Source organism: Mameliella sp. MMSF_3455, assembly GCF_030733205.1.
GTDB lineage: Bacteria > Pseudomonadota > Alphaproteobacteria > Rhodobacterales > Rhodobacteraceae > Antarctobacter.
The window spans coordinates 59,231-84,329 of sequence record NZ_JASHJL010000004.1 but is presented as its reverse complement, the minus strand read 5'-3'; the positions used below and the strand labels follow the sequence as shown (position 1 = coordinate 84,329).

Here is a 25,099-nt window from a genome sequence, read left to right as displayed (position 1 = left end):
GCCTAGCCCCGATGCCGTTATGAAAAGGTTAACCAAGATGTCCGACGCACAGGTCGTCACCCGCTTTGCCCCCTCACCCACCGGTTTCCTGCACATAGGCGGCGCACGCACCGCGCTGTTCAACTGGCTCTATGCCAGGGGCCGTGGCGGCAAGTTCCTGCTGCGGATTGAGGATACGGACCGCGCACGTTCGACACCGGAGGCGACAGAGGCGATCCTGCGCGGGCTGGACTGGCTGGGTCTGGACCATGACGGCGAGGTCGTCAGCCAGTTCGAACGCGCCCCCCGTCACGCCGAGGTTGCCCATGAGCTGCTCGCCAAGGACGCAGCCTACAAGTGCTTCTCGACGCAGGAAGAGATCGAGGCTTTTCGCGAGGCCGCGCGGGCCGATGGCCGCTCGACCCTGTTCCAGAGCCCGTGGCGCGACGTCGATCCGGCGACGCACCCGGACGCGCCTTACGTTGTGCGCCTCAAGACTCCGAAGGACGGCGAGACGGTGATCGAGGACCAGGTTCAGGGTCGCGTCACCATCCGCAACGACCAGCTTGATGACATGGTGCTGCTGCGCTCGGACGGCTCGCCCGTCTACATGCTGGCCGTCGTGGTCGACGATTTCGACATGGGTGTGACCCATGTGATCCGGGGCGACGATCACCTCAACAACGCCGCGCGCCAGATGGGCATCTATACCGCGATGGGTTGGCCGCTGCCGGTCTACGCCCATATCCCCCTGATCCACGGGCCGGACGGCAAGAAACTGTCGAAGCGTCATGGTGCGCTTGGCGCCGACGAATACCAGAAGATGGGCTACCCGGCGGCCGGCATGCGCAACTACCTGGCGCGGCTGGGATGGAGCCACGGCGACGACGAGTTCTTTACCGATGCGCAGGCGCGGGATTGGTTCGGGCTGGACGGGATCGGCAAGTCGCCGGCCCGGTTCGATCTCAAGAAGCTCGAAAACCTCTGCGGCCAGCACATCGCGATCAGCGAGGATGCTGCACTGCTGCAAGAAATCGAGGCGTTTCTTGCAGCCACAGGTGAAACCGCCCTGACAGAGGCTCAACGCGACGGATTGCATCGTGCGATGTATTGCCTCAAAGACCGGGCCAAGACATTTCCCGAACTTCTTGAAAAGGCGCACTTTGTCCTGACGGATACCCCGGTTCGGCCGGATGCGAAGGCGGCAAAGAACCTTGACGCGGTATCCCGTGGTATACTGGCCGCGTTGACGCCGCACCTGCAAGATGCTAGCTGGTCCCGAGACGAACTGGAGGCGGTTCTCAACCGTTTCGCCGAGGATCAGGGGACCAAGTTCGGCAAGCTGGCCGGCCCGCTGCGGGCGGCGCTCGCCGGGCGCGCCGTGACCCCTTCGGTCTTCGACATGATGCTCGTCCTGGGCCGCGACGAAAGCCTTGCACGGCTGGCCCGGGCCGCGGCCGAAGAAGAGGGCTGAGGCCCCGGACCGGCCATGTGACTTCAACCGGCTGGGCCGTCTCACGGCCCCGCTTCACGACATAAGAGGGATGACTAGCATGGCTGAGACCAGCAAGACCGCGACGCTTTCGATCGACGGCAAGGAATTTGAACTGCCGATGCACTCGCCGACCGCCGGTCCGGACGTGATCGACATTCGCAAGCTCTATGGCCAGGCCGGTGTCTTCACCTATGACCCCGGGTTCACCTCGACCGCCTCCTGCGATTCGACCATCACCTTCATCGACGGCGACAAGGGTGAGTTGCTGCACCGCGGCTACCCGATCGACCAGCTGGCGTCCAAGTCGCATTATCTCGAAGTCTGTTTCCTGCTGCTCTACGGCTACCTGCCCAAGGCGGAAGAACTGGAGCAGTTCGAGAACACGATCACCCGCCACACGATGATCCACGAACAGATGTACAACTTCTTCCGTGGATTCCGGCGTGACGCGCATCCCATGGCGATCATGGTCGGCGTGGTCGGCGCGATGGCGGCCTTCTACCACGATTCGACCGACATCAACGACCCGCGCCAGCGCGAGATCGCCAGCCACCGCCTGATCGCCAAGATGCCGACGATCGCGGCCATGGCCTACAAGTACTCGGTCGGCCAGCCTTTCGTCTATCCGCGCAATGACCTGGATTACGCGGCGAACTTCCTCCACATGTGCTTCTCGGTTCCGGCCGAGGAATACGTCGTGGACCCGATCCTGAGCCGTGCCATGGACCGGATCTTTACCCTGCACGCGGACCACGAGCAGAACGCCTCGACCTCGACGGTGCGCCTCGCCTCGTCCTCGGGCGCGAACCCCTTTGCCTGTATCGCCGCCGGCATCGCCTGCCTCTGGGGTCCGGCGCACGGTGGCGCCAACCAGGCTTGCCTGGAAATGCTCAAGGAAATCGGCTCGCCCGAGAACATCCCCGAGTACATTGCCCGCGCAAAGGACAAGAACGACCCCTTCCGACTGATGGGCTTTGGCCACCGGGTCTACAAGAACTTCGACCCGCGTGCGAAGGTCATGAAGCAGTCCGCCGACGAGGTGCTGGACCTTCTGGGCGTCGAGAACAACCCGATCCTCGCCACCGCGAAGGAACTGGAAAAGCAGGCGCTTGCGGACCCTTACTTCTCGGAGAAAAAACTGTTCCCGAACGTCGATTTCTACTCGGGCATCATTCTCGAGGCGATGGGCTTCCCGACCTCGATGTTCACGCCGATCTTTGCGCTGTCGCGCACCGTCGGCTGGGTCAGCCAGTGGAAAGAGATGCTGAACGATCCGCAGAACAAGATTGGCCGCCCGCGCCAGCTGTACCTGGGCGAGACCCTGCGCGACTACGTCGACATCGAAAACCGCTGAACGCGGATTTCACGGACGCGAAAGGCCCGGGCACACCGCCCGGGCCTTTTCCGTTTGAGCCTCCATGCGCCTCGGAAATCGTGCCGGAACGCCGTCTTCGTTTTTCTTTGGGCCGATAAATGCCTCCGGGGGTGCCGAAGGCGGGGGGCAGAGCCCCCTTTGCCCGCTCACCGCCCTTCGTAGACCGCCGGCCGCTTTTCGTGAAAGGCCACAACGCCTTCCTTGAAGTCCCGCGTCTTGCCGCATTCCCCCTGAAGTTTCGACTCCACCCCCAGTTGCCGTTCCAGGTCGTTGTCGTACGAGGCCCGCAGAGCCTGTTTCACACGCGCATAGGCCGCCGTGGGGCCCTGCGCCAGGTGCCGGGCGCGGGCCGCGACATGGGCGCCGAAGACATCGTCGGCCACGGCCTCCCAGATCATGCCCCAGGCATCCGCCTGCGCCGCGGTGATCTTTTCGGCGAAGAGCGCCGCGCCCATGGCCTTGGCCAGCCCCATCTGCCGCGGCAAAAGCCAGGTGCCGCCCGCATCCGGGATCAGCCCGATCCGGGTGAAGGCCTGCAGGAAAAAGGCCGATTCCGCCGCGATCACCACATCGGCCGCGAGAGCCAGGTTGGCCCCTGCCCCCGCCGCCGCGCCGTTGACCGCGCTGATCGTCGGCACCCGGCAGTCATAGATCGCCCTCAGCATCGGCACGTATTCGTCGCGCAGTGTCCGCTCCAGATCCAGGTTGGCGGCATTGCCGCCATCTCCCAGGTCCTGTCCCGAACAGAAGGAACGGCCGGAGCCGGTCAACACCACGACCCGCGCCTCGCGCCCGCCGCGCTCGACCGCGTCGGTGATCTCGGCCCGCATCTGGGTGTTCAGCGCGTTCATCACGTCCGGCCGGTTCAGCGTCACGGTGGCGATGTCCTCGGCCACCGCGTAGGTGATCATGTCGTACTGCATGGGTATGCTCCCTGTAACCTTGGCGGCATCAAACATCGCAGGCGGGCGAATGGCAAAGCCAAACGCCGCGTCACGGCCGCAACACGCGGGCAATCAGGGCACGGGCCTCGGCGCTGGGACGCCGTTCCAGACGAGCATAAGCACTGCCGTCCCGTTCGCGCCGCAAGAGCCCGTGTTCGATCATCGCCCGGCGGATCTGTGCCGCATCGCGAAAGGTGCACAGGGTGTCGATCCGGGCGCTGATCTCACGTTCCGTCCAGGTGGTGCCCGGCGGCAATTGAGCCCAGATCACCCAGAGGCAGAGGCCCTGCACCGAGGTACGCCCCGGCCAGTCCGTGAACCGGGCCGCATCGTCAAAGAACCGTGCCGCGCGGGCAACCGCACGGTCGTCCAGCGGCTCTGCCGGGCTGTCCCCCAGCCGCGCGCGCATGTGCTGGTAGTTGCGATACCCCGCGGCGCGGGCAATCAGCCCCAGCATCTCGAGGTGCGAGGGCGGACTGTCCAACCCCGCGCGCAGGGACTTGGCAAAGGCCGACAGGTCGGGAATGGTCAGGGCAATGGGATCACGAGACATGTGTATCCTCCGTCACCGATACCGCATCCCCTGTGTCGGGGAAAGGAGGGCCGCCCTTGTCCAAGGGTATCGCGAAGGCAATCCACGGGATCATGCTATCGCAGGTTTAGCGAAAGGCGGCGCCTGGGTGAACTGCGGACCCATGAAAGCCGCTTAGCAGAAAGTCGGGACCGGGTCCATCGCCGTTGACCCTGGCACCCTCGGCCTGTCATGCTTGGGACCATGAGCTACAAACCGGACGGCTATACAGATCTTTCGCCCTATCTCGTCGTGCCCGATCCCGAGGCTGTCCTGCAGTTCTGCGAGGCTGTCTTTGGCGCCAGCCGACTGCGGGTCTTTCACGATGGTGACAGGATCATGCACGCCGAGTGCAGGATCGGGGATTCCGTGCTGATGATGGGCGGGGCGGAAAGCGCCGCAGGTGCGCTCGTGCATCTCTATTTGCCAGACCCCGACGCGGCATTCACCAAGGCGATGGAACTTGGGGCGGAAGAAATCCAACCGATGATGGAAAAGGGCGACGGTGACCGTCGCGGCGGGTTTCGCACCCCCTGCGGCACACAGTGGTTCGTCGCGAAACAGATGGGCGCGCCGGCGTGACCCCGCCCGCAGGGCCTCAGCCTTCCTCGCCCTTCAACAATTCGTCCAGGCGCTTCTGCTCGTCCGGTGACAGCCCTTCATCCCCTGCCCCGGACGCAAGTGACCGGCGCCGCACATAGGCCATGCCCACGACCAGGGCCAACAGGAACAACCCCGGGCCCGAAGCCCAGAGCAACCAGTTCCAGCCGCCCGCCGTGGGTTTCAGCAGGACAAATTCGCCGTAGCGGTCGACGATGAAGGCCACAACTTCCTCGTCCGTGTCGCCCGCCATGATCCGCTCGCGCACCAGGATGCGCAGGTCCCGCGCCAGCGAGGCGTTGCTTTCGTCGATGCTCTCGTTCTGGCAGACGAGGCAACGCAGCCCGGCGGATATATCCCGTGCCCGGGCCTCCAGCGCCGGGTCATCCAGTATCTCGTCCGGCTGAACCGCCAGGGCCACGGTGGCCATGAGGGCGAACAGCATTCCAAGAATGCAGGACGTCGTTCCATCCCGCCGCATGGTGATCCCCTTCATTCCGCGGGCACTCCCTGCGCAGGGGCCGTTTTCCGAGCCCCGGCGGCGATCCGGTACCGGCGGTCGGACAGGCTGAGGCAGCCGCCCAGGGCCATGATGATCGCCCCGGCCCAGATCCAGTTGGCCAGCGGCTTGATATAGACCCGCATGACCCATCCGCCGTTGTCCTGCGGATCGCCGATCACGACGTAGACGTCACGCATGACGCGATAGTCGATGGCCGCCTCGGTCGTGGGCATCTGGGCCACCGGGTAAACGCGTTTCTCGGGGTTCAGCACGGCTATCTCGCGCCCATTGGCCGTGACCCGAACCTCGCCCATCGTGGAGTTGTAGTTCGGCCCCTGCACCCTGTTGACGCTCAACAAGGTGAATTCGAAATCGCCAACGGTCCAGGGCTCGTCGATCTGGGCGACACGGATGTCTTCCTCTTGCCAGGCCAGCAACCCGGCAATGCCCAGCATGGTGATCCCCAGGCCCGCATGGGCGACGGCCTTGCCCCATTCCGCGCGCGGCAACCGCAACAGCCGCGAGAAATCGCGCGACTGTCCGGTGCGTCCGATCAGGTCGGTGACGGCGCCGGCAACGATCCAGGTGCCCAGGAACACGCCGATCGGCCCCATCAGGCTGCGTCCGGTCTGCATCGCCCAGACCAGTCCCATCAAGGCGACAGCAAGAACGAAGGCAGGCGCCAGAGACCGCAGCACACGATCGAGCTTGCCGCGCTTCCAGCTGATCATCGCGCCCACCGGCAGGATCAACCCCAGTACCACCATGAAGGGCGTGAATGCCATGTTGAAGAAAGGCGCACCCACCGAGAGTTTCCGCTCGAACAGCATTTCGGCCACGAAGGGCCACATCGTCCCGACAAAGACGACAAAACTGGAAACCGCGAGCAGGATGTTGTTCAGCACCAGGGCACTTTCGCGGCTGACCACACCAAAGACGCCCTTCGATTCCATCACGTTCGACCGCGCAGCAAACAGCGTCAGCGCACCGCCAGTGAAGAACAGCAGGATGTAGAGGATGAACTTGCCGCGGACCGGGTCATTGGCGAAGGCGTGGACCGAGGTCAGCAGGCCGGACCGCACGATGAAGGTGCCGATCAGCGAAAAACCGAAGGCCAGAATCGCAAGCAGGATGGTCCAGCTTTTCAGCGACTCGCGTTTCTCCACGACGATGGCCGAATGCAGCAAGGCGGCTGCAAAGAGCCAGGGCATGAAGCTGGCGTTCTCGACCGGATCCCAGAACCAGAACCCGCCCCAGCCCAGTTCGTAGTAGGCCCACCAGGACCCCAGAGCGATACCGATCGTCAGAAAGATCCAGGCTGCCAGGGTCCAGGGGCGCACCCACCGGCCCCAGGCCGCGTCCACCCGTCCCTCGATGAGTGCGGCGACCGCGAAACTGAAGCAGATCGAGAGACCGACGTACCCCAGGTAGAGAAACGGCGGGTGAAACGCCAACCCCGGGTCCTGCAACAACGGGTTCAGGTCCGTGCCATCAATCGGCGGGACGCTGAGACGCGTGAACGGGTTCGAGGTAAAGATGATGAAGGCATAGAACGCCGCCGAGACAGAGCTTTGGACAGCCAACACGCGGGCACGCAGTGTCGGTGGGATATTGCTACCGAACCAAGCTGCACAGGCCCCGAACAGCGCCAGGATCAGAACCCAGAGCAGCATGGACCCCTCGTGGTTCCCCCAGACGCCCGAGATCTTGTAGATCATCGGCTTGGCCGAATGGCTGTTCTCGTAGACCAGCTTCAACGAGAAATCGGAGACGACGAAGGCATAGGTCAGCGCCGCGAAACTGCTGGCCACAAGCAGGAATTGCAGCGTTGCTGCCGGTTCCGCCACGGCCATCCACCCGGGCCATCGCTTGTGCGCGCCCACCAGGGGCATGACCATCTGAACCAGCGATACCAGGAAGGCGAGGATCAGGGCGAAGTGTCCGAGCTCTGTAATCATGTCCGGAGTTATAGTTCCGCCGCCCTTCCGGGCCAATCGTTTTCGCCCGGATGTGCAGATCACATTGTCGCAATGATATGCGTGCTGCCCTGCCCTAAAAAAGCCGCGCTCCCTAGAAGGGGCGCGGCATTCGCAACAAATTCAGGACGTCCGCTAGCCGGCGGTTCGGCGCCAGTCCGCCAGTGCCGGGTTGTCCGACGGCACCTCGAACATTTCAGTCTCGACGGGGGCGGCGGCATCGGGCGTGACATCCCGCAGCGCCTCGACGTCCTTGACCGTCTGCACCACCTTTGGGACCGCCGCCATCGTCACCGCGAGGTCGCGTTGGAAATCCTGCCCCTTGGCCTGGTGACGCGCGCCGAAGTAAAAGCTGACGATGGCCGCCAACAGCCACCACAGAGGCTCCGGCACCAGCGCGATGCCCGCCATGCGCGCCGCAAACCAGACCGGGTCGACCATCGCCGCCACGAACATGCCCAGCGTCCCCAACGCCATAGCCGGACGCGGCACGCGGTTCAGTGCGTCCATCAGCCTGTCGAACCAGCCGCGACGACGAATGCGGAACTCGCCTGCCATTTGTGCAAGGGCTGCGGCCTGGGCCTCGTGGCCGCGTTGCGCCTGTGCTTCGGCATTGACGCGGAAGACTTCCGCCGTCTCTGACACCACGTTGCGGCCAGAGCCGAACAGGGCATTCAAAAGCTGACCAATCAGTCCCATGCTGCCACCCGGGCGCGAAACTCGGCCTCTGTCATGTGGTACTTGGGTGCGATGAACTCCTCGGCGCGCTTGATCCACCCGCCTTTCCCGCCTGCGCGGGTCCGCGCGTACTTGCGCGACGCCGGGCGGTTGTCAGCGACGCGGAAGTAATAGTTGCGCCGCGCGATCCCGTAGGCGTCCGTCATGTGATGCGGTGCCTTGGCGTGGGCACGCACCGTCGCGGCAATGGTCTGCGGGCCAATGGCGCCATCCACCGCTACCTGTTCGCCCATCTGGTTCAGCAATCGCTGCAGAATCTTGACCGCGTTGCCGCCCGCGTTGACATACATGTCGAAAACGGTGGCGTGCAGAGACTCCGGCAGTTCCGCGATACGCGGTTTCAGGAAGTAATGTGTCAGGAAAATCGTCACCGCCTGTTCGCGGGTGATCTGGCGCACATCGGCGGCATCAACGCGCCCGTTGCCGTCGTGGTCCAGACCCAGACGACGCATCGTGTGAATCGTGACGCCGTATTTCGTGGCACCGCCCGGATCGTCCGGGTCGTTGACATATCCGCCCTCGCGGGCAACGATTTCCTCGGCCATCCTGCGGACGCGGGGGGTCAGAGTCGACATCCAGTCTCTCCTGCTCGGTTCACTCTCGATGGCCAGAGGGTGCGCCGCAGCTCTTAACCAATCCTCACGGGACCGTACGTTGCATGACCGCTGACGAGATCATCGCCCTGCTGGGCCTGTCGCCGCACCCCGAAGGCGGGCACTATCGACAGACATGGGTGGCCGCCGCCGACAGCGGCGAACGCGCACCCGGAACCTGTATCTATTTCCTGCTGAAAGGAGACGAACGCAGCCACTGGCACCGGGTGGATGCCGGCGAGATCTGGCATTTCTACGCCGGCAGCCCGCTGCGTCTGATGCGTGCCGCAAACGACAAAGGCCCGCGCGACGACATGGTGTTGGGGCCGGATCTGGCACAGGGGCAGCGCCCGCAAGGCATCGTCGAACCCGGTCACTGGCAGGCTGCGCAATCGCTGGGGGACTGGACCCTGGTCGGCTGCACCGTTTCCCCGGGTTTCCAATTCGACGGTTTCGAACTGGCGCCGCCCGATTTCGACATCCCGGGATGATACATGCAAAAACGCCCGGGGCACTTGGCCCCGGGCGCAATTTCTTCGTCTCTGCCGAAGATTACTCGACCCGTTCCATATCGGACAGTTGATCGCTGGTGAACGGCGTGACGACGGCGTACTCCGCCTCGCTCACCATGATCATCTTGGTCTCGTCCATCGGCAGCATGACGTATTTGTCACCGACGCCCAGGAAACCGCCGACCTCTGCCACAAGGCCCATGACCTCGCCGTTTTCATCGACGATAAAGTCGTCGATCGACCCGATGCGTGTCCATTCGTCGGCCACGGTATCGTAGTTCACATTCACGTCCCAATCGACGCTTTCGTTCGCGGACAGCGTGTAAATCGGCGCGCCGACAATCACCGACGCCTTGACCGGCGCGGTCAGACCGGTGTCCGACTTGGCCATATCCGTAACGTCCGCTTTGGGAGCGGCTGGATCATCGCCTTCGGCCATGTCCTTGTCGGTGACCATAGGATCGGCGGTGTCGGCCTGTTCCATCGGTGCCGGTTCTGCGGCCGGGTCCATTGCATCGCCGGTTTCGTGGCTTTCCGCCAGCGCGACGGCGGGGATGAGAGCGGTTGCAGCGACGGTTGTCATGAAGCGTTTCATGTTGAACTCCTTCTGTTTTTCCGTTCGATCTGCCTAGGGAACGCGCCTTTTTCCGCTCCCGTTCCCCACTAATTTTTTTTCGTTTGCAGGAACTTCAACCGCGTCCGTGCGTATGCACGAACTTCAACAACTGGGCCGTCGACGCATCCTTGCCATCGACAGGCGCTGCGCCCGTCACCATCGGCCCGAGCGCGGTCGCAAGCTCCTTGCCCAATTCCACCCCCCATTGGTCGAAGGAATTGATCCCAAGGATCACGCCCTCGACAAAGACCCGATGCTCATACAGCGCGATGATCTTGCCCAGCGTCTCGGGGTCGAGCAGCGGATAGATCAGCGTCGTGGACGGACGGTTGCCCGGAAAGACCCGGTGCCGCGCCTGCCGCTCAAGTTCGTCGCCCTCGAACTTGTCCGCCACCTTGGCGCGGGCCTCGTCCAGATCGCGCCCGCGCATCAGCGCCTCGGACTGGGCCAGACAATTGGCAACCAACAGCTCGTGGTGATGCTTCAGATCTGCTTCGTGGCCTTTCGCAGCGACAAGGAACTCCGCCGGGATCACCCGCGTGCCCTGGTGGATCAACTGGTAAAAGGCGTGCTGGCCGTTGGTGCCCGGCTCTCCCCAGACCACCGGGCCGGAGTGATAGGGCAGATCGGCGCCATCCATGCTGACGCCCTTGCCGTTACTCTCCATCTCCAGCTGTTGCAGGTAGGCGGGCAGCCGCGACAGGCGGTTGTCATATGGCAGCACCGCGCGCGTGGCATGACCCAGCACCTGATTGTGCCAGATCCCCACCAGCGCCAACAGCACCGGCATGTTCTCGGCCAGGGGCGCCGACTGGAAATGGCGGTCCATCTTCATGCCGCCGGTCAGGAAGGCACGGAAATCATCCGGTCCAATCGCCAGCATCAGCGACAGGCCAATCGGCCCCCAGACGGAATACCGCCCGCCGACCCAGTCCTCGAAGCCGAACACGCGGTCCGCCGGGATGCCGAATTCCGCTGCCTTTTCCTGGTTCGACGACAAGGCGATGAAACGCCCTTCGTCCGACACGCCCTTTTCGGCAAGCCAGGTCTTGGCCGTGCGTGCATTGGTCATCGTTTCGATGGTGGTGAAGGTCTTGGAGGCGACGATGAACATCGTCGTCTCGGGGTCACAAAGCGCCAGCTTGTCCGCGATATCCGCGCCATCGACATTCGACACGAAATGCGTGCGCGGCCCGTCATGATAAGGCGCCAGCGCCAGCGTCGCCATGACCGGCCCAAGGTCCGAGCCGCCGATGCCGATGTTGACCACATCCGTGATGCCGGAGGCCCTGACCTCGCGCGCCAGCGCCTCCATCCGCCCCAGCGTGTCCAGAACCGGCGGCATCACGTCCTCGCCATCCACAAGAACCTCGGCCCAGTCCAGGTTGCGCAGCGCCGTGTGCAATACCGCCCGTCCCTCGGTCTCGTTGATCTTTTCCCCGGCAAACATCGCGTCCCGCCGTGCCGACACCCCGCGCGCCTCGGCAAGGGTCAGCAGGCCTGCACGCACTTCGGCGTCGATCTGCGTCTTGGAATAGTCGAAGAGCATGCCTTCTGCCGAAAGCGAGAACGCCCCTGCCCGGCCCTCATCCTCAAACAGCGCTTCGATCCGGCGCTCGCCGATGCCTGCCGCCAGTGTCTTCAGTTCTTCGAACATTCCATCCCCCTCGCCGCCCGTGATGCGGCCCTTTGAACATGTGTCCACCTCATAGCAGGTGGAAAATGACAGACGTGCGACCCCGGCGTCTTGTTCAGGGTGCCCAGTGCACCCGCGCTTCGGACAAGACCGCGTTGATCGGCGCCTCTGCGACCGGCTTGCCGCGCGCGCTTTCCAGAGCGGCGCGCTTTTCCTCGCCAAAGATCAGGACGTGTTTCGACAGCGCCCCGTTCAGCACCGGCGCGCTCAGCGTGATACGCGGTTCGGGCGCGCCTGGCGCGCGCATCGGCAACAGCACGGGCGCCTTGGGTGACAGGGCCTCTTCCAGCCGATCCGCCCCCGGAAAGATCGACGCCGTGTGCAGGTCGGCCCCCATGCCCAGTAGAACCACCGCCAGTGGCAGTTCCTTGGCAATCGGCGCCTGCAATGCATCAAGAGCCCCTTCCGGCTCTGCCTCCGGGGCGTACAGCGGCAGGTAACGCGCCGCCTGCGCGCGGTTGATCAGCAGCCGTTCCCGCAACAGCCCGGTGTTCGACCGCGGGTTGTCCTCCGGCACCCAGCGTTCATCGGTCAGCAAGACGTCCACGCGCGACCAATCAAGGTCGACGGTGTTCAGATCGTCGAAGACCGGCCCGGGCGAGGTCCCACCCGGCACCGCGAACCCGACCCGGTCCCGTTGGGACAGGGCCTGCCGCAAATCGCCGGCCAGTTGATTTGCCAGGTCGATGACCAGCATCTCCCGATCCTGGTACTCGATGAATTCGTAACTCATGCTCCCGGCCTCCCTTGCCTTGCCAGGCTCATGCGCGGATGTCGCGCCAGCGGCGTCCGTCGCGATGCATCAGCATCAGCGCGTCGTCCGGCCCGGCCGAGCCCGGATCATAAGGCTTGGGCACCTCGCCCCGGCTCTGCCAACCGGCGATGATCGGATCGGTCCAGGCCCAGGCGGCCTCGACCTCGTCACCGCGCATGAACAAGGTCTGATTGCCCCGGATCACATCCATGATCAACCGTTCGTAGGCGTCGGGCACCTCTTCCGCCTCCGGCCCCAGCGCCTCGGCAAAGCTCATGTCCAGTGGCACGTCCACCAGCCGCATGCCGCCTGGCCCCGGCTCCTTGATGGTCACGCCCAGTGTCATGCCTTCGTTCGGCTGCAACCGGATCGCCAACACGTTGCGATGTGTGCCCGCTTCTGGGCCAAAAATCGAATGCGGGGCATCCTTGAACACCACAGCGATCTCGCTGGCCCGTGCCCGCAGTTTCTTGCCGGTGCGCAGGTAGAAGGGTGTCCCGGCCCAACGCCAGTTCGAGATATGACATTTCATCGCCACGAAACTCTCGGTGGTCGAACGCGGATTTTCGACGTGGGCGCGATAGCCCGGCTGGTCATCATCCGCGTCGTACTGGCCGCGCACGATATGGTGGTAATCCACCGGGTCCAGCGCCCGGATCACCTTCAATTTTTCGTCCCTTACCGAATCCGGTTCGAATCGTGCCGGGGGTTCCATCGCGATCAGGCACAGCAACTGCATCAGGTGGTTCTGCACCATGTCCCGCATCGCACCCGATTTGTCGTAGTAGCCGCCACGACCGCCCACATCGACGGTCTCGGCCACGGTGATCTGGATATGATCGACGTATTGGGCGTTCCATAGCGGTTCGAACAGCATGTTGCCGAACCGGACCGCCATCAGATTCTGAACCGTTTCCTTGCCCAGATAATGGTCGATCCGATAAATCTGATCTTCGTGAAAATGCTGTCGCAGGGTCGCGTTCAGGGCCTTGGCACTGTCCAGGTCATGACCGAAGGGCTTTTCGACAACAACGCGGCTTTCATCGTCCGCCAGCCCGAAATGCCGCAGCCGTTCCGCCAGCGTCCCGAACAGCGCCGGACCAACCGAGAAGTAAAAGGCCCGCACCGTGCCTGGTCGCAGGTGCGCTTTCAGCGCCTCCCAGCCGCCATCCCCCATCGCGTCGACCGCCTCGTAGTCGATACGCTCGAGGAATTGCTCCAGCGTGCCATCCTCGCAATGACGGCCGCCGCCGAACTCGCGTGTGGCCTCCGCCACCATGCGGCGAAAGTCCTGGGTCTCCATGTCGCTGCGCGCGGCGCCGATGATCCGTGCGTCCTCGGGCATCTGGCCGCTGCAAAAGCGCCTGAACAGCCCAGGCAGGATCTTGCGCCGGGCCAGATCGCCCGTTGCCCCGAAAATCACCAGATCGAAAGGGTCGACCGGAATTACGCGTGAAACCATGAGTCCCCTGCCTTTCCTGTTCGGCGGAGCGGGCCGCCTCTTGCCTTCGGCACTTCGCCGTTAGCGCTAACGTATCCTGTTCGCGTTCCGCATACCCCATGTTCGTTTCAAAGTCTAACACCCAATTGATGCATCACAATGGCGTCAGGCGGAATCTTGTGACTGGAACCGGCTTTGCCTACTGCTTACGCCTTGGGTGACGAATTGAAGGACCGGAAATGAAAGACGCTTCCACCGCCAATATCGACAAGTTCAAGGACCCGGCCCGCACCGCAAAGGGTGAGCCGCGCGCCCATGTGGCGCTGACCGATCCGCAGACGCTGTGGTTCAACACCGGCACGCTCTGCAACATCGAATGCCTGAACTGCTACATCGAAAGCTCGCCTGAAAACGACCGGCTGGTGTATATGACCGCGGACGAGGTCACCGAATATCTCGACCAGCTCGAGGCGCGGAGCTGGGGTGTGGCCGAGATCGGTTTCACCGGGGGCGAGCCCTTCATGAACCCCCAGATGCTCGAAATGACCCGTCGCAGCCTTGCACGGGGCTACGACGTCCTGATCCTGACCAATGCCATGCGCCCGATGATGCGTCTTTCCGTGCGCGAGGGGCTGCAGGCGCTGCAGGCGGAATACGGCGACCGCCTCACGCTGCGTATTTCCCTGGATCACTGGTCGGCCCGCCACCATGACGCCGAACGCGGCGCGGGAACCTTCGAGAGATCACTGGAAGGCATGCGCTGGCTGCGCGACACCGGTATTCGCATGGCCGTTGCCGGCCGAACCATGTGGGACGAAACCGAAGAGCAGTCGCGCCAAGGCTTCGACCGCCTGTACCGGGCCGAGGGGTTCGACATCAATGCATATGATCCGGGCATGACGGTCCTGTTCCCGGAAATGGACGTCAACGTGGAAGTGCCGGAAATCACCACGGCTTGCTGGGGCATCCTCGGCAAGCAACCGACCGAGGTGATGTGCTCGTCTTCGCGGATGGTGGTCAAGCGGAAGGGCGCGGCGCGCCCCTCCGTCGTGGCCTGCACGCTGCTCCCCTACGAGAAGGAGTTCGAGCTGGGCGAAACGCTGGAGGCGGCAGAACAGGACGTCTCGCTGAACCACCCCCATTGCGCCAAGTTCTGCGTCCTGGGTGGGGCCAGCTGTTCCGCCTGACAGTTCAAGTGGACGCGCCGGCAAGCCCCCGCCGAGCCGGCGATCCACCTTGCGCCGCCCCGTGCCCCGTGTCACTCCTCCGGCACCGAGCAGGAGAGACAGATGCCAGCGCGCAAGATCATCATCGACACCGATCCGGGCCAGGACGACGCCGTGGCCATCCTCCTGGCCCTTGCATCGCCTGAAGAGCTTGAGGTTCTGGGAATCACGGCCGTCGCAGGAAACGTTCCGCTGGAACTCACCGCGCGGAATGCCCGCATGGTCTGCGAACTGGCCGGCAAGCCAGAGACCCCTGTTTTTGCGGGATGTGACAGGCCGCTTGCGCATGACCTCGTCACAGCCGAACATGTCCACGGCAAGACCGGCCTGGACGGCCCCGACCTGCCCGAGCCATCCATGCCCCTGCAGGATGGCGATGCCGTCGACTTCATCATCGAAACCCTACGCGCCCAGCCGGAAAAGACCGTCACGCTCTGTCCGCTTGGTCCCCTGACCAATATCGCTGCAGCCCTGCAACGCGCGCCCGACATTGCCGCGCGCATCCAGGAAATCGTCCTGATGGGCGGTGCCTACTTCGAGGTGGGCAACATCACGCCCGCCGCCGAATTCAACATCTACGTCGACCCGGAAGCCGCTGAAATCGTGTTCAAATGCGGGGCGCCGATCACGGTCATGCCGCTGGACGTCACCCACAAGGCGCTGGTCACTTCCTCCCGCAACGAGGCCTTCCGCGCGCTCGGCACACCGGTCGGCATCGCCGTCGCCCGGATGACCGATTTCTTCGAACGTTTCGACAAGGAGAAATACGGCTCGGACGGCGCCCCGCTGCACGATCCCTGCGTCACCGCCTACCTGCTGCAACCCGATCTCTTCTCGGGCCGGTTCATCAACGTCGAGATCGAGACCCGCTCGGACCTGACGCGCGGCATGACGGTGGCCGACTGGTGGCGTGTCACCGACCGCGCGCCCAACGCGATGTTCATGGGCGACCTGGACGCCGACGGCTTTTTCTCACTGCTGACCGAAAGGCTGGCACGGCTATGAAATCCCTCCATCTTGCTGGCGCGGCGGATGCCGACAAACTCCTGCCGCTCGTGGCCGCCTTTCATACCGAAATGGGCTATGGCACCGACGACGAGCACCGTGCCGCCGCCATCTCGCCGTTGCTGGAGGGATCGCCCCACGGTGCAGCCTGGCTGATCGGGCCGCGCCGCGCGCCGGTGGGATATATCGTTCTGACCTTTGGCTGGTCGGTCGAGTTCGGCGGGCTGGATGCCATTGTCGATGAGCTTTATGTCCGTCCCGCCGTACGCGGACGCGGCATGGGACTCGAGGCGCTTGACGGGATCGCCAAGGCCATGCGCGAGGCGGGGGTGCGCGCGCTGCACCTCGAGGTCGACAGCGAGGATGAACGCGCGCAGCGTTTCTATGGCCGCGCGCGCTTCAAGCCCCGGGATCGCTATATCTTCATGAGCAGGGTGCTCTGAGCGCTCCTCACATCGCGCTCACGACGATCACCATCAGGATCGAGTACAGCATGATGCCCCCGCCAATCAGCCAGATCGGATAGTTGCGGCCCACGCTTGCCTTGGCCAGTTCCTTGGCCTGGTAGATCAGGTCCGGCCATGTGTAGCTGACGAAATCGCCCTGGGTAAAGACCGCCTTGATCCGCTCGTCCTCGTCCACGACAGGCAGGCGGCGGAACCGTTCGTTCGACATGATGCGCAGCCAGTCGATGACCTCGTCGGTCTCCCGCGCCACGCGCGGGTCTCGGGTCATGATGTCTTTCAGCGTCAGGCTGGCGGCATCGCCGTTCCGGGCCACGACCTTGCGCAGGATGTCGCGTTCCGTCGCCACGCCCAGCACCTTGTCCTCCGCATCAACCACGACGACGGAACCGAAATTGCGCTCGTCCATCGCCTGCGCGGCGGCCGTCACCGTGGTATCCGGCGAAAACGTCAGAGGGCGCGGCTTCGAGGCGAACTCGGGCCGATCCATGAGGCGCATCGCGTAGGCATTTTCCGTTTGCATCGTCTTGCTCCTGTCTGTTGCGTCGCGAACAACCCTAGCCCTCGAGCGGCGGGGGCAAGACTTCTGGCGTAACCGTGATCGCGCCCCTATATCTCGGGCATGACCCTGCACATCCCTTTCGACAACTCCTATGCCCGCCTGCCAGAGGGCTTTTTTGCCCGTCTCGGCCCGACCCCGGTCAAGGCGCCCCAGACCGTGGCCTTCAACCACGATCTCGCCGGTCTCCTTGGCATCACCGGTGCAGATGATCCTGCGCTGGCGGCCCAATTCGGCGGCAACAGCCTGCCCGAGGGGGCCGAGCCGCTGGCCCAGCTTTACGCCGGCCACCAGTTCGGCCAGTTCAACCCGCAACTGGGCGACGGGCGCGCCTTGCTGCTGGGCGAAGTCGTGGGCACCGATGGCGTCCGCCGGGACATCCAGCTCAAGGGCTCCGGGCCGACGCCCTTCTCGCGCCGTGGTGACGGACGGGCCTGGCTGGGGCCGGTCCTGCGCGAATACGTCGTGTCCGAGGCCATGCATGCGCTTGGCATCCCGACCACGCGCGCCCTTGCCGCGATCCGCACGGGTGAGGAAGTCATCCGCGAACGCCCCCTGCCCGGCGCCGTCCTGACCCGGGTGGCGCAAAGCCACATCCGGGTGGGCACCTTCCAGGTTTTTGCAGCGCGCCAGGACAATGACCGCCTGCAAACGCTCTACGACTACACGGTGGACCGCCACTACCCCGATGCCCGGGATCCACTGGATCTGCTGAACGCCGTGATCGAACGGCAGGCGCAGCTGGTGACGCAATGGATGGGCGTCGGCTTCATCCACGGGGTCATGAACACCGACAACTGCGCGCTTTCAGGCGAAACCATCGACTACGGGCCATGCGCATTCATGGATGCCTATGACCCGGACACGGTGTTTTCCTCGATCGACCGCTTTGGCCGTTACGGCTATGCGGCGCAGGCCGACATCATCGTCTGGAACATGGCCCAGCTGGCCACGGCCCTTGTCCCGCTGATGCCCGACACGGACAAGGCCGTCGAGGATTTCACCAAGGCCGTGCATGCCATGCCCGACCGGCTGCGCGCGCTCTGGCTGGCCCGCTTTGGCGCCAAGATAGGCCTTTCCGCCCCGACACAGGAAGACCTGTCCCTGATCGGTGACCTGCTGACGTTGATGCACGAGGGAAACGCAGATTTCACCAACACCTTCCGCGCCCTGTCGGATGGCGGCGCCCGCGACCAGTTCACGGACCGCGCGGCCTTCGACGAATGGCAGGCACGCTGGCAGACCCGGCTGGAACAGGAGGACGACCCGCTGGCCTTGATGCGGACCGTCAACCCGGTCCTGATTCCGCGCAACCACAGGATCGAACAGATGATCGAGGCCGCCGTCGCCGGTGACGACGCGCCCTTCCAGCGCCTGAATGCCGCGCTTTCGGCACCATTCGACGTGGACGACAGTTATGCGGATCTGCACCGTCCGCCGTCGAGCGGCGAAAAGGTTCGTGCCACCTTCTGCGGCACCTGAGACTACGGGGGTAGCCCCAGCGCCCCGGGCAAGTCCCGGGGCCTTTTCTCCAGGCCTAACCTTCCTTGCGCAATGTCTCCTGCCCGGGTCCGGGCGGGACCTCTCCCCGGGTTTTGCGGCGGCGGTTGATCAAAACGATCCCCACCGCCGTGAGCGTCAATGCCCCCAGGAAATCCGGCCCCAGCGGCTCGTCGAAGACCAGCCAGCCAAAGACCACGGCCATGACCGGAGACAGAAAGCTGAAAGAGGCAATGTCCGACGCCGGGTAGATCCCCATGAGCCGCAGCCAGAACAGAAATCCCAGCGAGGCCACCAAAGTGCCATAGGCGAGGCCGAAGATGCTCAGCACGTCGGCCCCGCGCCAAAGCGGCCCAAAGAGCGGCGCAACTACGCAAAGAACCACCGCCGAAACCGCCAGTTGCCAGAACAGTTGCCCCTCGGCGTTCAGTTCCGAGGCCCGCGTCAGGCGCACGGTCAGGGCGATCCCGGCCCAGGCCCAGGAGGCCAGCAGCGCCAGGAGGTCGCCGCGGATGTCCCCCGCCACACGGCTTTGCGGATCGGCCAGTGCCCAGGCCACCCCCGCCATCGCCAGCACCAGCCCCAACAGACGCCTGGATGACAGGCGCTCACCCGGCAGGGTGAAATGCGCCACCAGGGCCAGCCAGACCGGCATGGCGTAAAAGGTGATCGAGGCCCGCGAGACGCTTGTCAGGTCCAGCGAGTTGAACAGCAGGATGAACTCGAGACTGAACAACCCGCCCAGCAGCAACCCCGACCACAGCGTGCGCCGCAACCCCTTGATCCGGCGCCCGCTGACCCACAGCCAGATCCCCAGCACCACCAGCGCCAGGGCCGAGCGTAGCCCCGCCGCGAAAACCGGTCCGATCCCGGCGTTGGTCAGCTTGATCGCCACCTGGTTGAAGGCCAGGAGATTGGCAAAAACCACCATCCCCACCGCGCCGGCGAGGTCCATCTGTTGCTTACGTTCCATGCCGTCTTGGACACCCGGACGCGGGCAAGGTCAATCCAAAGCGGATGCTCCCCCTGTGCGCGGAGGCGAACATCTGTCACAGTCGGCCAAGGGAGATCATCGGCTGAGAGGAGAAAGCACATGGGTCTGATGGGAACACTGGCAAAACTCGCCATTGGGTATGCCGCCGCGCGCGGGGTCGACCAACTGTCCGGAGGTCAAGGCCTTGGCAGTCTCCTCCGCGGCGGCGCGCAGGTTCCGGCAAAAACGCCGACCGCGACGCTGCAGGCGCAAATGGGCAAGCTGATGGGTGGACAGGCGCCCCAGGGCGGCGGCTGGCAGGAGATGATGGAAGCGGCGCAGAAAAGCGGCTTTCCCGGCATGCCCGGTGCCGGTGGCGCAGGGGCAAATCCCTTGGCAGACATGATGAAGAACATGCAGGCCGGTGGCATGGATTTCTCGGCCTTCACCGGGCAGGCGGGGACAACGAAAGGCGGCGGGCTTCTGTCACAGCTGGGCGAAGGCGGCACCGGCATGGCGGGGATGCTTGCGGCCTTTGCAGGTACCACGGCCGAAGCACAGGGCAAGGGCGCGGCCGGTCTGATGGACGCCATGAACGCCCAGTCCACCGCGCCAGAGGCCGAAGCCGCCGCCGCGCTGATGCTGCGCGCCATGATTCAGGCCGCCAAGAGTGATGGCGGCATCGACAAGGCCGAACAGGCCAAGATCCTTGAAACCCTGGGCGAGGATGCAGACCCCGAAGACCGCGCCTTCATCCAGCAGCAGCTCAAGGCCCCTGTCGATCCCGAAGCACTGGCCGCGGATGTCCCCGAAGCGCAGCGTATGCAGGTCTATTCCGCCTCGCTGATGACGATCCGGGTCGATACGCAGGCCGAGGCCGATTACCTTGACAGTCTTGCCAAGGCCATGCAACTCGACGAGGCGGTGGTGAACATGCTGCACATGCAGATGGGAATGCAACCGCTCTACGGCTAGGAAATCCATGACACGTTCCCCGGCCTTCGGCCTCGGCCTTGCGCTGGCCGGGGCGCTGATCCTGACGCCCGACGCTCTGCTGATGCGCCTGTCGGGCATGTCCGGATTCCAGATGCTGGGCTGGCGCGGGATCTGCATGGCGATCATCTTTTTCGCCGCCTGGACCCTGACCAGCCGGACCCACCGAGCCGACCTGAATAGTGTTGTCGCGCCGGCCGCGCTGATGGTGATCGCCTGCCACGCAGTGAACGCCATGCTGTTCCCGGTGGGTATCGCGGTGTCGCCTGTGGCACCGGTCCTCCTGGGCGTGGCGACGGTTCCGGTCTGGTCCGCTCTGCTGGCACGCCTCCTGCATGGCGAGGCGACCTCGCGCGCCACATGGACCGCCATCGTGCTGGTGCTGGGCGGGTTGGCGATCGCGGTGACCGACAAGGGCGCGGCGGCGCTGGACGCGGCCGCGCTGACGGGCGCTGCCTGTGGTCTTGGCGTGGCCTTTGCTCTGGCGCTCAATTTCGTCACCCTGCGCTACAATCCGGACATGCCGCTGCTGCTGGCCATCGGCCTCGGCGCGCTGATCGCCGGCACGGTTGGCTGGGTGGTCACCGGCCCCGGAGAAATGGCGCAAGGAACGCTCTGGGCGATCCTCGTGGCCAGCATCCTCGTGCTCCCGCTCTCCTTTTTCGCCCTCAGCCAGGCGTCCCGTCACACCGCCGCCGCCAATGTCAGCCTGCTTCTGCTTCTGGAAACCGTGCTTGCCCCGCTCTGGGTCTGGCTCGGCACTGGCGAGGCCCCCTCGCGCCGCATGCTGCTGGGAGGCGCCGTGGTCATCATCACTCTGGCCGTCTACGTCGCACGTGCGCGCCGCGTTCGAGGCTTGGCCTCGCCCGCCGCATTGCCTAAAACGGGCGCCAGACCAACGACTCCGGGCCCATGACCGATAGCATTTCAGACCGCTGCACCGCCAAGGGCCTGCGCATGACCGACCAGCGCCGGACCATCGCCGAGGTGCTGGAACGCGCAACGGATCACCCGGACGTGGAAGATCTCTATGCCCGCGCTTCGGCGCGCGATCCCAATATCTCGATTGCCACGGTCTACCGCACGGTCAAACTGTTCGAAGAGGCCGGGATCCTCGAAAGGGTGGATTTCGGCGATGGCCGTGCCCGGTACGAAGACGCGGAACGCGAACACCACGATCACCTGATCGACCTCAGCAGTGGTGAGGTGATCGAGTTCGTCGACCCGGAGATCGAGGCTCTGCAGGAGAAGATCGCGGAAAAGCTGGGCTACCGGCTCAAAGGGCACCGCATGGAGCTATACGGCGTGCCGATCAAGAAACGCTGACGGCGCCCCGCCCCGGCCCGCCGATCTGGGATCTGGTGCGGCCGGGGGCCGCCGACAACCGGACCAAAGACAGATGGAAACGCGCTGAAGCGGTCATTTCCGCAACCGCGCACCCGCGCAATCACGCCAGTGCGATGGCCACGCGCCGGTTCTGCTTTCCCTTGTTCTCGATCTTGCCCAGCTTCAGTGCGCCGATCTCCCCGGTGCGCGCGACATGTGTGCCACCGCAGGGCTGAAGGTCCACCTGCTCGCTGCCCGACCCGATCCGGACCAGCCGGATCCGGCCCGCACCGCGCGGAGGCTGCACGGACATCGTCTTGACCAGTTCAGGTCGTGCGTCCAGTTCCGCCTCGGTGATCCAGCCCTCCGTCACTTCCAGGTCGCGGTCCACCAGGCGGTTCAAGGCCTCTTCCACCGCGTCGCGGTCCTGTGGCGGTTCGGGCATCTTGAAATCAAGACGCCCGGTCCCGGCCCCGATCTGCCCGCCTGTCACCGGCAAGGGGATCACCACGCTCAAGAGATGCAGCGCGGTATGAATGCGCATGTGCTTGTGGCGCCTTTCCCAGTCCAGCATCTGCACGAGCTTCGTCCCGACCGCCGGCAATTTCGCCGGTTCGGCGGGCACAAGCACAGAGGTGCCCCCCTCGCCCTTGACCGCGGTCGCGATCTCCAGCGTGCGGCCATCCCATTCCAGCCAGCCACTGTCGCCGGGTTGGCCACCGCCGGTCGGATAGAAGAGAGACCGCGACAACACGATGCCACCCTCGTCGGTCAGGGACACGACCTCGGCGGGGGCATCGCGCAGGTAAGGGTCCTCTTGGTAGAGCAGATCCTCGCTCATGCATCTTCTCCGTCGTCGTCCACACGTTCATCCCCCATGACGGCGTTGGACTTGCGCTCTGACGGACGGTGCTGTCCCGATTGAGCATTCCGGTCCTGCGATGCGGTCCAGCGGCTTTCGACCGCATCGGCCAGAACCTCAGGATTGCGCAACCAAAGATCGCGCTGCGCAAAGGGAATCTCGATACCCTCGCGGGCGAATTCCTCGACGATCTGGTGGCGCATCTCTGTCTTGACCGCCAGGCCCTGCCCGACGTCGAACAGGATCGCCCGGATACGGAAATCCAGCGAGTCCGCACCAAAGCCCATGAAATCGACCGCCGGCGCCGGGTTCATCAGGACCATGTCGTGCTGACGCGCGACGTTCAGCAGGATACGCTCGGCCTTGCGCGTATCGGTGCCGTAGGCCACGCCCACGTCGATGATGATCCGGCCCAGGGAATTGCCACGGGTGTAGTTCGATACCGTTCCGGAAACCAGATCCGCATTCGGGATGATCATGTCGTAGCGGTCGAAAGTCTCCAGCCGGGTCGAGCGGACAGAGATGTCCTTGACGATCCCATGGGTGCCGTTGACCTCGATCCAGTCTCCTTCGCCGATGGGGCGTTCGATCAGAAGGATGATCCCGGAAACGAAGTTCGACACGATGTTCTGCAGGCCGAAACCGATACCGACGGACAGCGCACCGGCGACAATCGCAAGCGAGGACAGGTCCAGCCCCCCGGCCGTCACCGCGATGATGACCGCCAGGAAGACACCGACATAGCCCACGCCGGAGACGATGGCGTTTTGCGCACCCTGATCCATCTTGGTCTTGGGCAGGACGGAGGAGCGCAGCGCCCCCTGCATCAGCCGGGTCAGCATGTAGCCAGCGGCAAAGACCAGCACCACCACGATGATCGAGGTCGGCGAGATGCGGGTGTCGCCCAGGGAAATCCCCTCCTGCGCGCGGGCCCAGATCTCTGTCAGGTCGGCCACGCGTGCGCCCCAGATCAGCGCCAGCAGAGGCAGCGCGGCCAGCGACAGGACGAATCCTGCCAGCACCGGCAGCAAGCTCTCGGAGTGGTCCGGCTGGCGGCCCAGGATCAGTTCGTACAGGTTGTTGATGAAACGCTGCAGAACGATGACCAGGCCGACAAGGGCCAGGGTCGCGATGGTCGGGTAAACCAGCGCCTCGCCCACCTTGAAATAGCCGATGGCCGCCATGATCGGGCCGACGACACCCACGATCTGGGTGATCCGGCCCAGCAGCTTGGCAAAGCGCAGGCGGAAATCCCCGGCGCCTTCGTCGCGGGCCGCCTCGGACCCGACCATTGCCGCGTCGTTGCGCAAGCGGCCAAGGCGGAACAGCAGAAAGCCCGCCAGAACAAGGACCGGGAATTGCACCACGGCCGTGGTCTCAGGCGAATAGCCGTCCAGCTCGATCAGCGTGGCGACCAGAGATTCGAGGACGTAGAGCACGGCCAGCAGGTTCGACAGGCGCCGCGCCTTGGGCCGTTCCTCTGCCGGGAGCGGCAGCGCCGCCACCTCGTCATCCTTGTTGAAAGCCTGGTCTGCCAGCCAGCGGATGCCGAACAGCATCGCCGCCCAGAGCGGCAGCTTGTTCAGCAGCACGTTCCATTCATCGATGGCGAAACCCGTTGCGGCAACACCCTGCAACAGGGCGACAACCCCCAGGTAGGGCAACAGGATATGCCCGAGAGAGACGAGGAACCTGAACACCCCGGTGCCGCGCCGCGTGCCTGCGCGCAGCTTGTCGACGCCGGCGCGCGCCCAGTACTGGCCCCGCGCGATCAGCATGATGCCGATCACCAGATACAACAGCACGCTGGGTGCATTCTGCAGCGCCGCCCGGCGGTTGGCAGGGGTGCTGACGTTCTGCACGATCTCCTGCCAAAGCGTGACAAAGGTGGTCTGGACATTCTGAAGAGCCCCGGGCCAGTGCACCGGGTTCAGCGGTGACGGCCCGAATTCCAGCAGCTCGTCAGCCTGTCGTTCCCGAATGATCCGGTCGATCCCACCGATGATAGCGTCGGCGCGGGAATAGGCGGCCTCGGCCCTCAGGACCGGCGCCCGCTGCTGGGCAAGTTGCTGGTTCAGCAGCGCCCGCTGTTCCGAGATTTCAGCCGTCTCGGTACCGTCTTCCGGTTCAGGGCCGAGCGCGTTGAGCTGGGCCTCCAGGGTCTGGATACGCGAGGCATTGGCGTTCTGCGCGGCCAGGAATTGCTCACGCCAGTCAGCCACCTGCGCGCGCAGCGTCTCTAGCCGGTCATCAGAGGCCCGCTCGGCGTCGATCATGGACTCGGCACGGGTGGCGATTGTGTCCCATGCGGAATAGTCGGGCGTGATGGCCTGCTGGGCCAGCGCCGCGGTTGTCCACAGGAAAAGCGACAGGGCGAGCGCAGTCAGCGCCCGCATCAA

The 25,099-nt window shown here is 64.5% G+C and carries 25 protein-coding genes; 11 read left to right on the top strand and 14 right to left on the bottom strand.

Annotated features, from left to right (window positions below; translation table 11 throughout):
- The first annotated feature begins 37 nt into the window (after positions 1 to 37).
- Both gltX and gltA read left to right on the top strand, forming a co-directional pair.
- Entirely contained in the window at positions 38 to 1,453 is a 1,416-nt protein-coding gene (gltX, locus tag RBB42_RS03740; protein ID WP_305968172.1) for a glutamate--tRNA ligase, read from the top strand.
- A 79-nt stretch (positions 1,454 to 1,532) separates the two neighbouring features.
- On the top strand, positions 1,533 to 2,828 hold the full coding sequence (gltA, locus tag RBB42_RS03735) for a citrate synthase (RefSeq protein ID WP_305968171.1): 1,296 nt from the start codon (positions 1,533 to 1,535) through the stop codon (positions 2,826 to 2,828).
- Between the two features lie 167 nt (positions 2,829 to 2,995).
- Here the strand turns inward: gltA and RBB42_RS03730 are convergent, their stop codons facing one another.
- Together RBB42_RS03730 and RBB42_RS03725 are read right to left on the bottom strand one after the other, a co-directional pair.
- Positions 2,996 to 3,772: an enoyl-CoA hydratase-related protein gene (locus RBB42_RS03730; RefSeq protein ID WP_305968170.1), complete on the bottom strand. Its 777-nt coding sequence runs from the start codon at positions 3,770 to 3,772 to the stop codon at positions 2,996 to 2,998.
- Positions 3,773 to 3,842: 70 nt separating this feature from the next.
- A complete protein-coding gene (locus RBB42_RS03725; RefSeq protein ID WP_305968169.1) occupies positions 3,843 to 4,346 on the bottom strand; it encodes a DUF2087 domain-containing protein in 504 nt (167 codons plus the stop codon).
- A gap of 222 nt (positions 4,347 to 4,568) precedes the next feature.
- On the opposite strand from RBB42_RS03725, the gene RBB42_RS03720 reads away from it, so the two are divergent.
- Positions 4,569 to 4,946 (top strand): VOC family protein, encoded by a 378-nt coding sequence (locus RBB42_RS03720; protein ID WP_305968168.1) that lies wholly within the window; start codon positions 4,569 to 4,571, stop codon positions 4,944 to 4,946.
- A 16-nt stretch (positions 4,947 to 4,962) separates the two neighbouring features.
- On the opposite strand, the gene RBB42_RS03715 is transcribed toward RBB42_RS03720, so the two are convergent.
- The 4 genes from RBB42_RS03715 to RBB42_RS03700 form a co-directional block, all read right to left on the bottom strand.
- Positions 4,963 to 5,460, bottom strand: coding sequence for a cytochrome c-type biogenesis protein (locus RBB42_RS03715; RefSeq protein WP_371931749.1), 498 nt, complete (start codon positions 5,458 to 5,460; stop codon positions 4,963 to 4,965).
- Positions 5,457 to 7,424 carry a heme lyase CcmF/NrfE family subunit gene (locus tag RBB42_RS03710; protein ID WP_305968167.1) on the bottom strand — a complete coding sequence of 656 codons (1,968 nt, stop codon included), beginning with the start codon at positions 7,422 to 7,424 and terminating at the stop codon, positions 5,457 to 5,459. The genes RBB42_RS03715 and RBB42_RS03710 overlap by 4 nt, the downstream gene beginning before the upstream one ends.
- 153 nt (positions 7,425 to 7,577) lie before the next feature.
- Positions 7,578 to 8,141: a holin family protein gene (locus RBB42_RS03705; RefSeq protein ID WP_305968166.1), complete on the bottom strand. Its 564-nt coding sequence runs from the start codon at positions 8,139 to 8,141 to the stop codon at positions 7,578 to 7,580.
- Positions 8,132 to 8,755 (bottom strand): holin-associated N-acetylmuramidase, encoded by a 624-nt coding sequence (locus RBB42_RS03700; RefSeq protein ID WP_305968165.1) that lies wholly within the window; start codon positions 8,753 to 8,755, stop codon positions 8,132 to 8,134. Before RBB42_RS03700 ends, RBB42_RS03705 begins: the two co-directional genes overlap by 10 nt.
- Before the next feature lie 83 nt (positions 8,756 to 8,838).
- On the opposite strand from RBB42_RS03700, the gene RBB42_RS03695 reads away from it, so the two are divergent.
- Positions 8,839 to 9,264 carry a cupin domain-containing protein gene (locus RBB42_RS03695; protein WP_305968164.1) on the top strand — a complete coding sequence of 142 codons (426 nt, stop codon included), beginning with the start codon at positions 8,839 to 8,841 and terminating at the stop codon, positions 9,262 to 9,264.
- A 61-nt stretch (positions 9,265 to 9,325) separates the two neighbouring features.
- Here RBB42_RS03695 and RBB42_RS03690 read toward each other — a convergent pair whose 3' ends face one another.
- The 4 genes from RBB42_RS03690 to zwf all read right to left on the bottom strand — a co-directional run bounded on the left by RBB42_RS03690 (position 9,326) and on the right by zwf (position 13,813).
- Entirely contained in the window at positions 9,326 to 9,880 is a 555-nt protein-coding gene (locus tag RBB42_RS03690) for a PRC-barrel domain-containing protein (protein WP_305968163.1), read from the bottom strand.
- A 94-nt stretch (positions 9,881 to 9,974) separates the two neighbouring features.
- Entirely contained in the window at positions 9,975 to 11,558 is a 1,584-nt protein-coding gene (gene pgi / locus RBB42_RS03685; protein WP_305968162.1) for a glucose-6-phosphate isomerase, read from the bottom strand.
- Between the two features lie 94 nt (positions 11,559 to 11,652).
- Complete coding sequence (gene pgl, locus RBB42_RS03680; RefSeq protein ID WP_305968161.1) at positions 11,653 to 12,330, bottom strand: 6-phosphogluconolactonase; 678 nt, start codon at positions 12,328 to 12,330, stop codon at positions 11,653 to 11,655.
- Positions 12,331 to 12,358: 28 nt separating this feature from the next.
- Positions 12,359 to 13,813, bottom strand: a complete 1,455-nt coding sequence (gene zwf, locus RBB42_RS03675) for a glucose-6-phosphate dehydrogenase (protein ID WP_305968160.1) — start codon at positions 13,811 to 13,813, stop codon at positions 12,359 to 12,361.
- Between the two features lie 218 nt (positions 13,814 to 14,031).
- Between zwf and RBB42_RS03670 the strand changes: the two genes are divergently transcribed.
- The 3 genes from RBB42_RS03670 (at position 14,032) to RBB42_RS03660 (ending at position 16,466) form a co-directional block, all read left to right on the top strand.
- A complete protein-coding gene (locus RBB42_RS03670) occupies positions 14,032 to 14,979 on the top strand; it encodes a radical SAM protein (RefSeq protein WP_305968159.1) in 948 nt (315 codons plus the stop codon).
- 102 nt (positions 14,980 to 15,081) lie between these two features.
- On the top strand, positions 15,082 to 16,023 hold the full coding sequence (locus RBB42_RS03665; RefSeq protein ID WP_305968158.1) for a nucleoside hydrolase: 942 nt from the start codon (positions 15,082 to 15,084) through the stop codon (positions 16,021 to 16,023).
- Entirely contained in the window at positions 16,020 to 16,466 is a 447-nt protein-coding gene (locus RBB42_RS03660; protein ID WP_305968157.1) for a GNAT family N-acetyltransferase, read from the top strand. The genes RBB42_RS03665 and RBB42_RS03660 overlap by 4 nt, the downstream gene beginning before the upstream one ends.
- A gap of 7 nt (positions 16,467 to 16,473) precedes the next feature.
- Here the strand turns inward: RBB42_RS03660 and RBB42_RS03655 are convergent, their stop codons facing one another.
- Positions 16,474 to 17,010: a CBS domain-containing protein gene (locus tag RBB42_RS03655; protein WP_305968156.1), complete on the bottom strand. Its 537-nt coding sequence runs from the start codon at positions 17,008 to 17,010 to the stop codon at positions 16,474 to 16,476.
- A 99-nt stretch (positions 17,011 to 17,109) separates the two neighbouring features.
- Here RBB42_RS03655 and RBB42_RS03650 point away from each other — a divergent pair, with 99 nt between their 5' ends.
- Positions 17,110 to 18,528, top strand: coding sequence for a protein adenylyltransferase SelO (locus RBB42_RS03650; protein WP_305968155.1), 1,419 nt, complete (start codon positions 17,110 to 17,112; stop codon positions 18,526 to 18,528).
- Between the two features lie 55 nt (positions 18,529 to 18,583).
- Here the strand turns inward: RBB42_RS03650 and RBB42_RS03645 are convergent, their stop codons facing one another.
- Entirely contained in the window at positions 18,584 to 19,519 is a 936-nt protein-coding gene (locus tag RBB42_RS03645; protein ID WP_305968154.1) for a DMT family transporter, read from the bottom strand.
- A 120-nt stretch (positions 19,520 to 19,639) separates the two neighbouring features.
- Here RBB42_RS03645 and RBB42_RS03640 point away from each other — a divergent pair, with 120 nt between their 5' ends.
- From RBB42_RS03640 to RBB42_RS03630, 3 genes are read left to right on the top strand one after another with little or no spacing between them, the layout of a single operon-like run.
- Entirely contained in the window at positions 19,640 to 20,494 is an 855-nt protein-coding gene (locus RBB42_RS03640) for a tellurite resistance TerB family protein (protein WP_305968153.1), read from the top strand.
- 7 nt (positions 20,495 to 20,501) lie between these two features.
- Positions 20,502 to 21,428 carry a DMT family transporter gene (locus RBB42_RS03635; RefSeq protein WP_305968152.1) on the top strand — a complete coding sequence of 309 codons (927 nt, stop codon included), beginning with the start codon at positions 20,502 to 20,504 and terminating at the stop codon, positions 21,426 to 21,428.
- Positions 21,425 to 21,838, top strand: coding sequence for a Fur family transcriptional regulator (locus tag RBB42_RS03630; protein ID WP_305968151.1), 414 nt, complete (start codon positions 21,425 to 21,427; stop codon positions 21,836 to 21,838). Before RBB42_RS03635 ends, RBB42_RS03630 begins: the two co-directional genes overlap by 4 nt.
- Before the next feature lie 121 nt (positions 21,839 to 21,959).
- Here RBB42_RS03630 and RBB42_RS03625 read toward each other — a convergent pair whose 3' ends face one another.
- Together RBB42_RS03625 and RBB42_RS03620 are read right to left on the bottom strand one after the other, a co-directional pair.
- Positions 21,960 to 22,679, bottom strand: a complete 720-nt coding sequence (locus tag RBB42_RS03625) for an alanyl-tRNA editing protein (RefSeq protein WP_305968150.1) — start codon at positions 22,677 to 22,679, stop codon at positions 21,960 to 21,962.
- A complete protein-coding gene (locus RBB42_RS03620; RefSeq protein WP_305968149.1) occupies positions 22,676 to 25,096 on the bottom strand; it encodes a DUF3772 domain-containing protein in 2,421 nt (806 codons plus the stop codon). Before RBB42_RS03620 ends, RBB42_RS03625 begins: the two co-directional genes overlap by 4 nt.
- Between the last annotated feature and the right edge of the window lie 3 nt (positions 25,097 to 25,099).

Bases quoted from the DNA above. Each gene is read 5' to 3' on its own strand.
- RBB42_RS03660 (WP_305968157.1), top strand. From the start codon at position 16,020: ATGAAATCCCTCCATCTTGCTGGCGCGGCGGATGCCGACAAACTCCTG.
- RBB42_RS03625 (WP_305968150.1), bottom strand. From the start codon at position 22,679: ATGAGCGAGGATCTGCTCTACCAAGAGGACCCTTACCTGCGCGATGCC.
- RBB42_RS03630 (WP_305968151.1), top strand. From the start codon at position 21,425: ATGACCGATAGCATTTCAGACCGCTGCACCGCCAAGGGCCTGCGCATG.
- RBB42_RS03695 (WP_305968164.1), top strand. From the start codon at position 8,839: ATGACCGCTGACGAGATCATCGCCCTGCTGGGCCTGTCGCCGCACCCC.
- RBB42_RS03725 (WP_305968169.1), bottom strand. From the start codon at position 4,346: ATGTCTCGTGATCCCATTGCCCTGACCATTCCCGACCTGTCGGCCTTT.
- RBB42_RS03635 (WP_305968152.1), top strand. From the start codon at position 20,502: ATGACACGTTCCCCGGCCTTCGGCCTCGGCCTTGCGCTGGCCGGGGCG.
- gltA (WP_305968171.1), top strand. From the start codon at position 1,533: ATGGCTGAGACCAGCAAGACCGCGACGCTTTCGATCGACGGCAAGGAA.
- RBB42_RS03700 (WP_305968165.1), bottom strand. From the start codon at position 8,755: ATGTCGACTCTGACCCCCCGCGTCCGCAGGATGGCCGAGGAAATCGTT.
- RBB42_RS03645 (WP_305968154.1), bottom strand. From the start codon at position 19,519: ATGGAACGTAAGCAACAGATGGACCTCGCCGGCGCGGTGGGGATGGTG.
- RBB42_RS03655 (WP_305968156.1), bottom strand. From the start codon at position 17,010: ATGCAAACGGAAAATGCCTACGCGATGCGCCTCATGGATCGGCCCGAG.
- RBB42_RS03690 (WP_305968163.1), bottom strand. From the start codon at position 9,880: ATGAAACGCTTCATGACAACCGTCGCTGCAACCGCTCTCATCCCCGCC.
- RBB42_RS03650 (WP_305968155.1), top strand. From the start codon at position 17,110: ATGACCCTGCACATCCCTTTCGACAACTCCTATGCCCGCCTGCCAGAG.
- pgi (WP_305968162.1), bottom strand. From the start codon at position 11,558: ATGTTCGAAGAACTGAAGACACTGGCGGCAGGCATCGGCGAGCGCCGG.
- RBB42_RS03720 (WP_305968168.1), top strand. From the start codon at position 4,569: ATGAGCTACAAACCGGACGGCTATACAGATCTTTCGCCCTATCTCGTC.
- RBB42_RS03730 (WP_305968170.1), bottom strand. From the start codon at position 3,772: ATGCAGTACGACATGATCACCTACGCGGTGGCCGAGGACATCGCCACC.
- zwf (WP_305968160.1), bottom strand. From the start codon at position 13,813: ATGGTTTCACGCGTAATTCCGGTCGACCCTTTCGATCTGGTGATTTTC.
- RBB42_RS03665 (WP_305968158.1), top strand. From the start codon at position 15,082: ATGCCAGCGCGCAAGATCATCATCGACACCGATCCGGGCCAGGACGAC.
- RBB42_RS03715 (WP_371931749.1), bottom strand. From the start codon at position 5,460: ATGAAGGGGATCACCATGCGGCGGGATGGAACGACGTCCTGCATTCTT.
- RBB42_RS03705 (WP_305968166.1), bottom strand. From the start codon at position 8,141: ATGGGACTGATTGGTCAGCTTTTGAATGCCCTGTTCGGCTCTGGCCGC.
- pgl (WP_305968161.1), bottom strand. From the start codon at position 12,330: ATGAGTTACGAATTCATCGAGTACCAGGATCGGGAGATGCTGGTCATC.
- gltX (WP_305968172.1), top strand. From the start codon at position 38: ATGTCCGACGCACAGGTCGTCACCCGCTTTGCCCCCTCACCCACCGGT.
- RBB42_RS03640 (WP_305968153.1), top strand. From the start codon at position 19,640: ATGGGTCTGATGGGAACACTGGCAAAACTCGCCATTGGGTATGCCGCC.
- RBB42_RS03670 (WP_305968159.1), top strand. From the start codon at position 14,032: ATGAAAGACGCTTCCACCGCCAATATCGACAAGTTCAAGGACCCGGCC.
- RBB42_RS03710 (WP_305968167.1), bottom strand. From the start codon at position 7,424: ATGATTACAGAGCTCGGACACTTCGCCCTGATCCTCGCCTTCCTGGTA.
- RBB42_RS03620 (WP_305968149.1), bottom strand. From the start codon at position 25,096: ATGCGGGCGCTGACTGCGCTCGCCCTGTCGCTTTTCCTGTGGACAACC.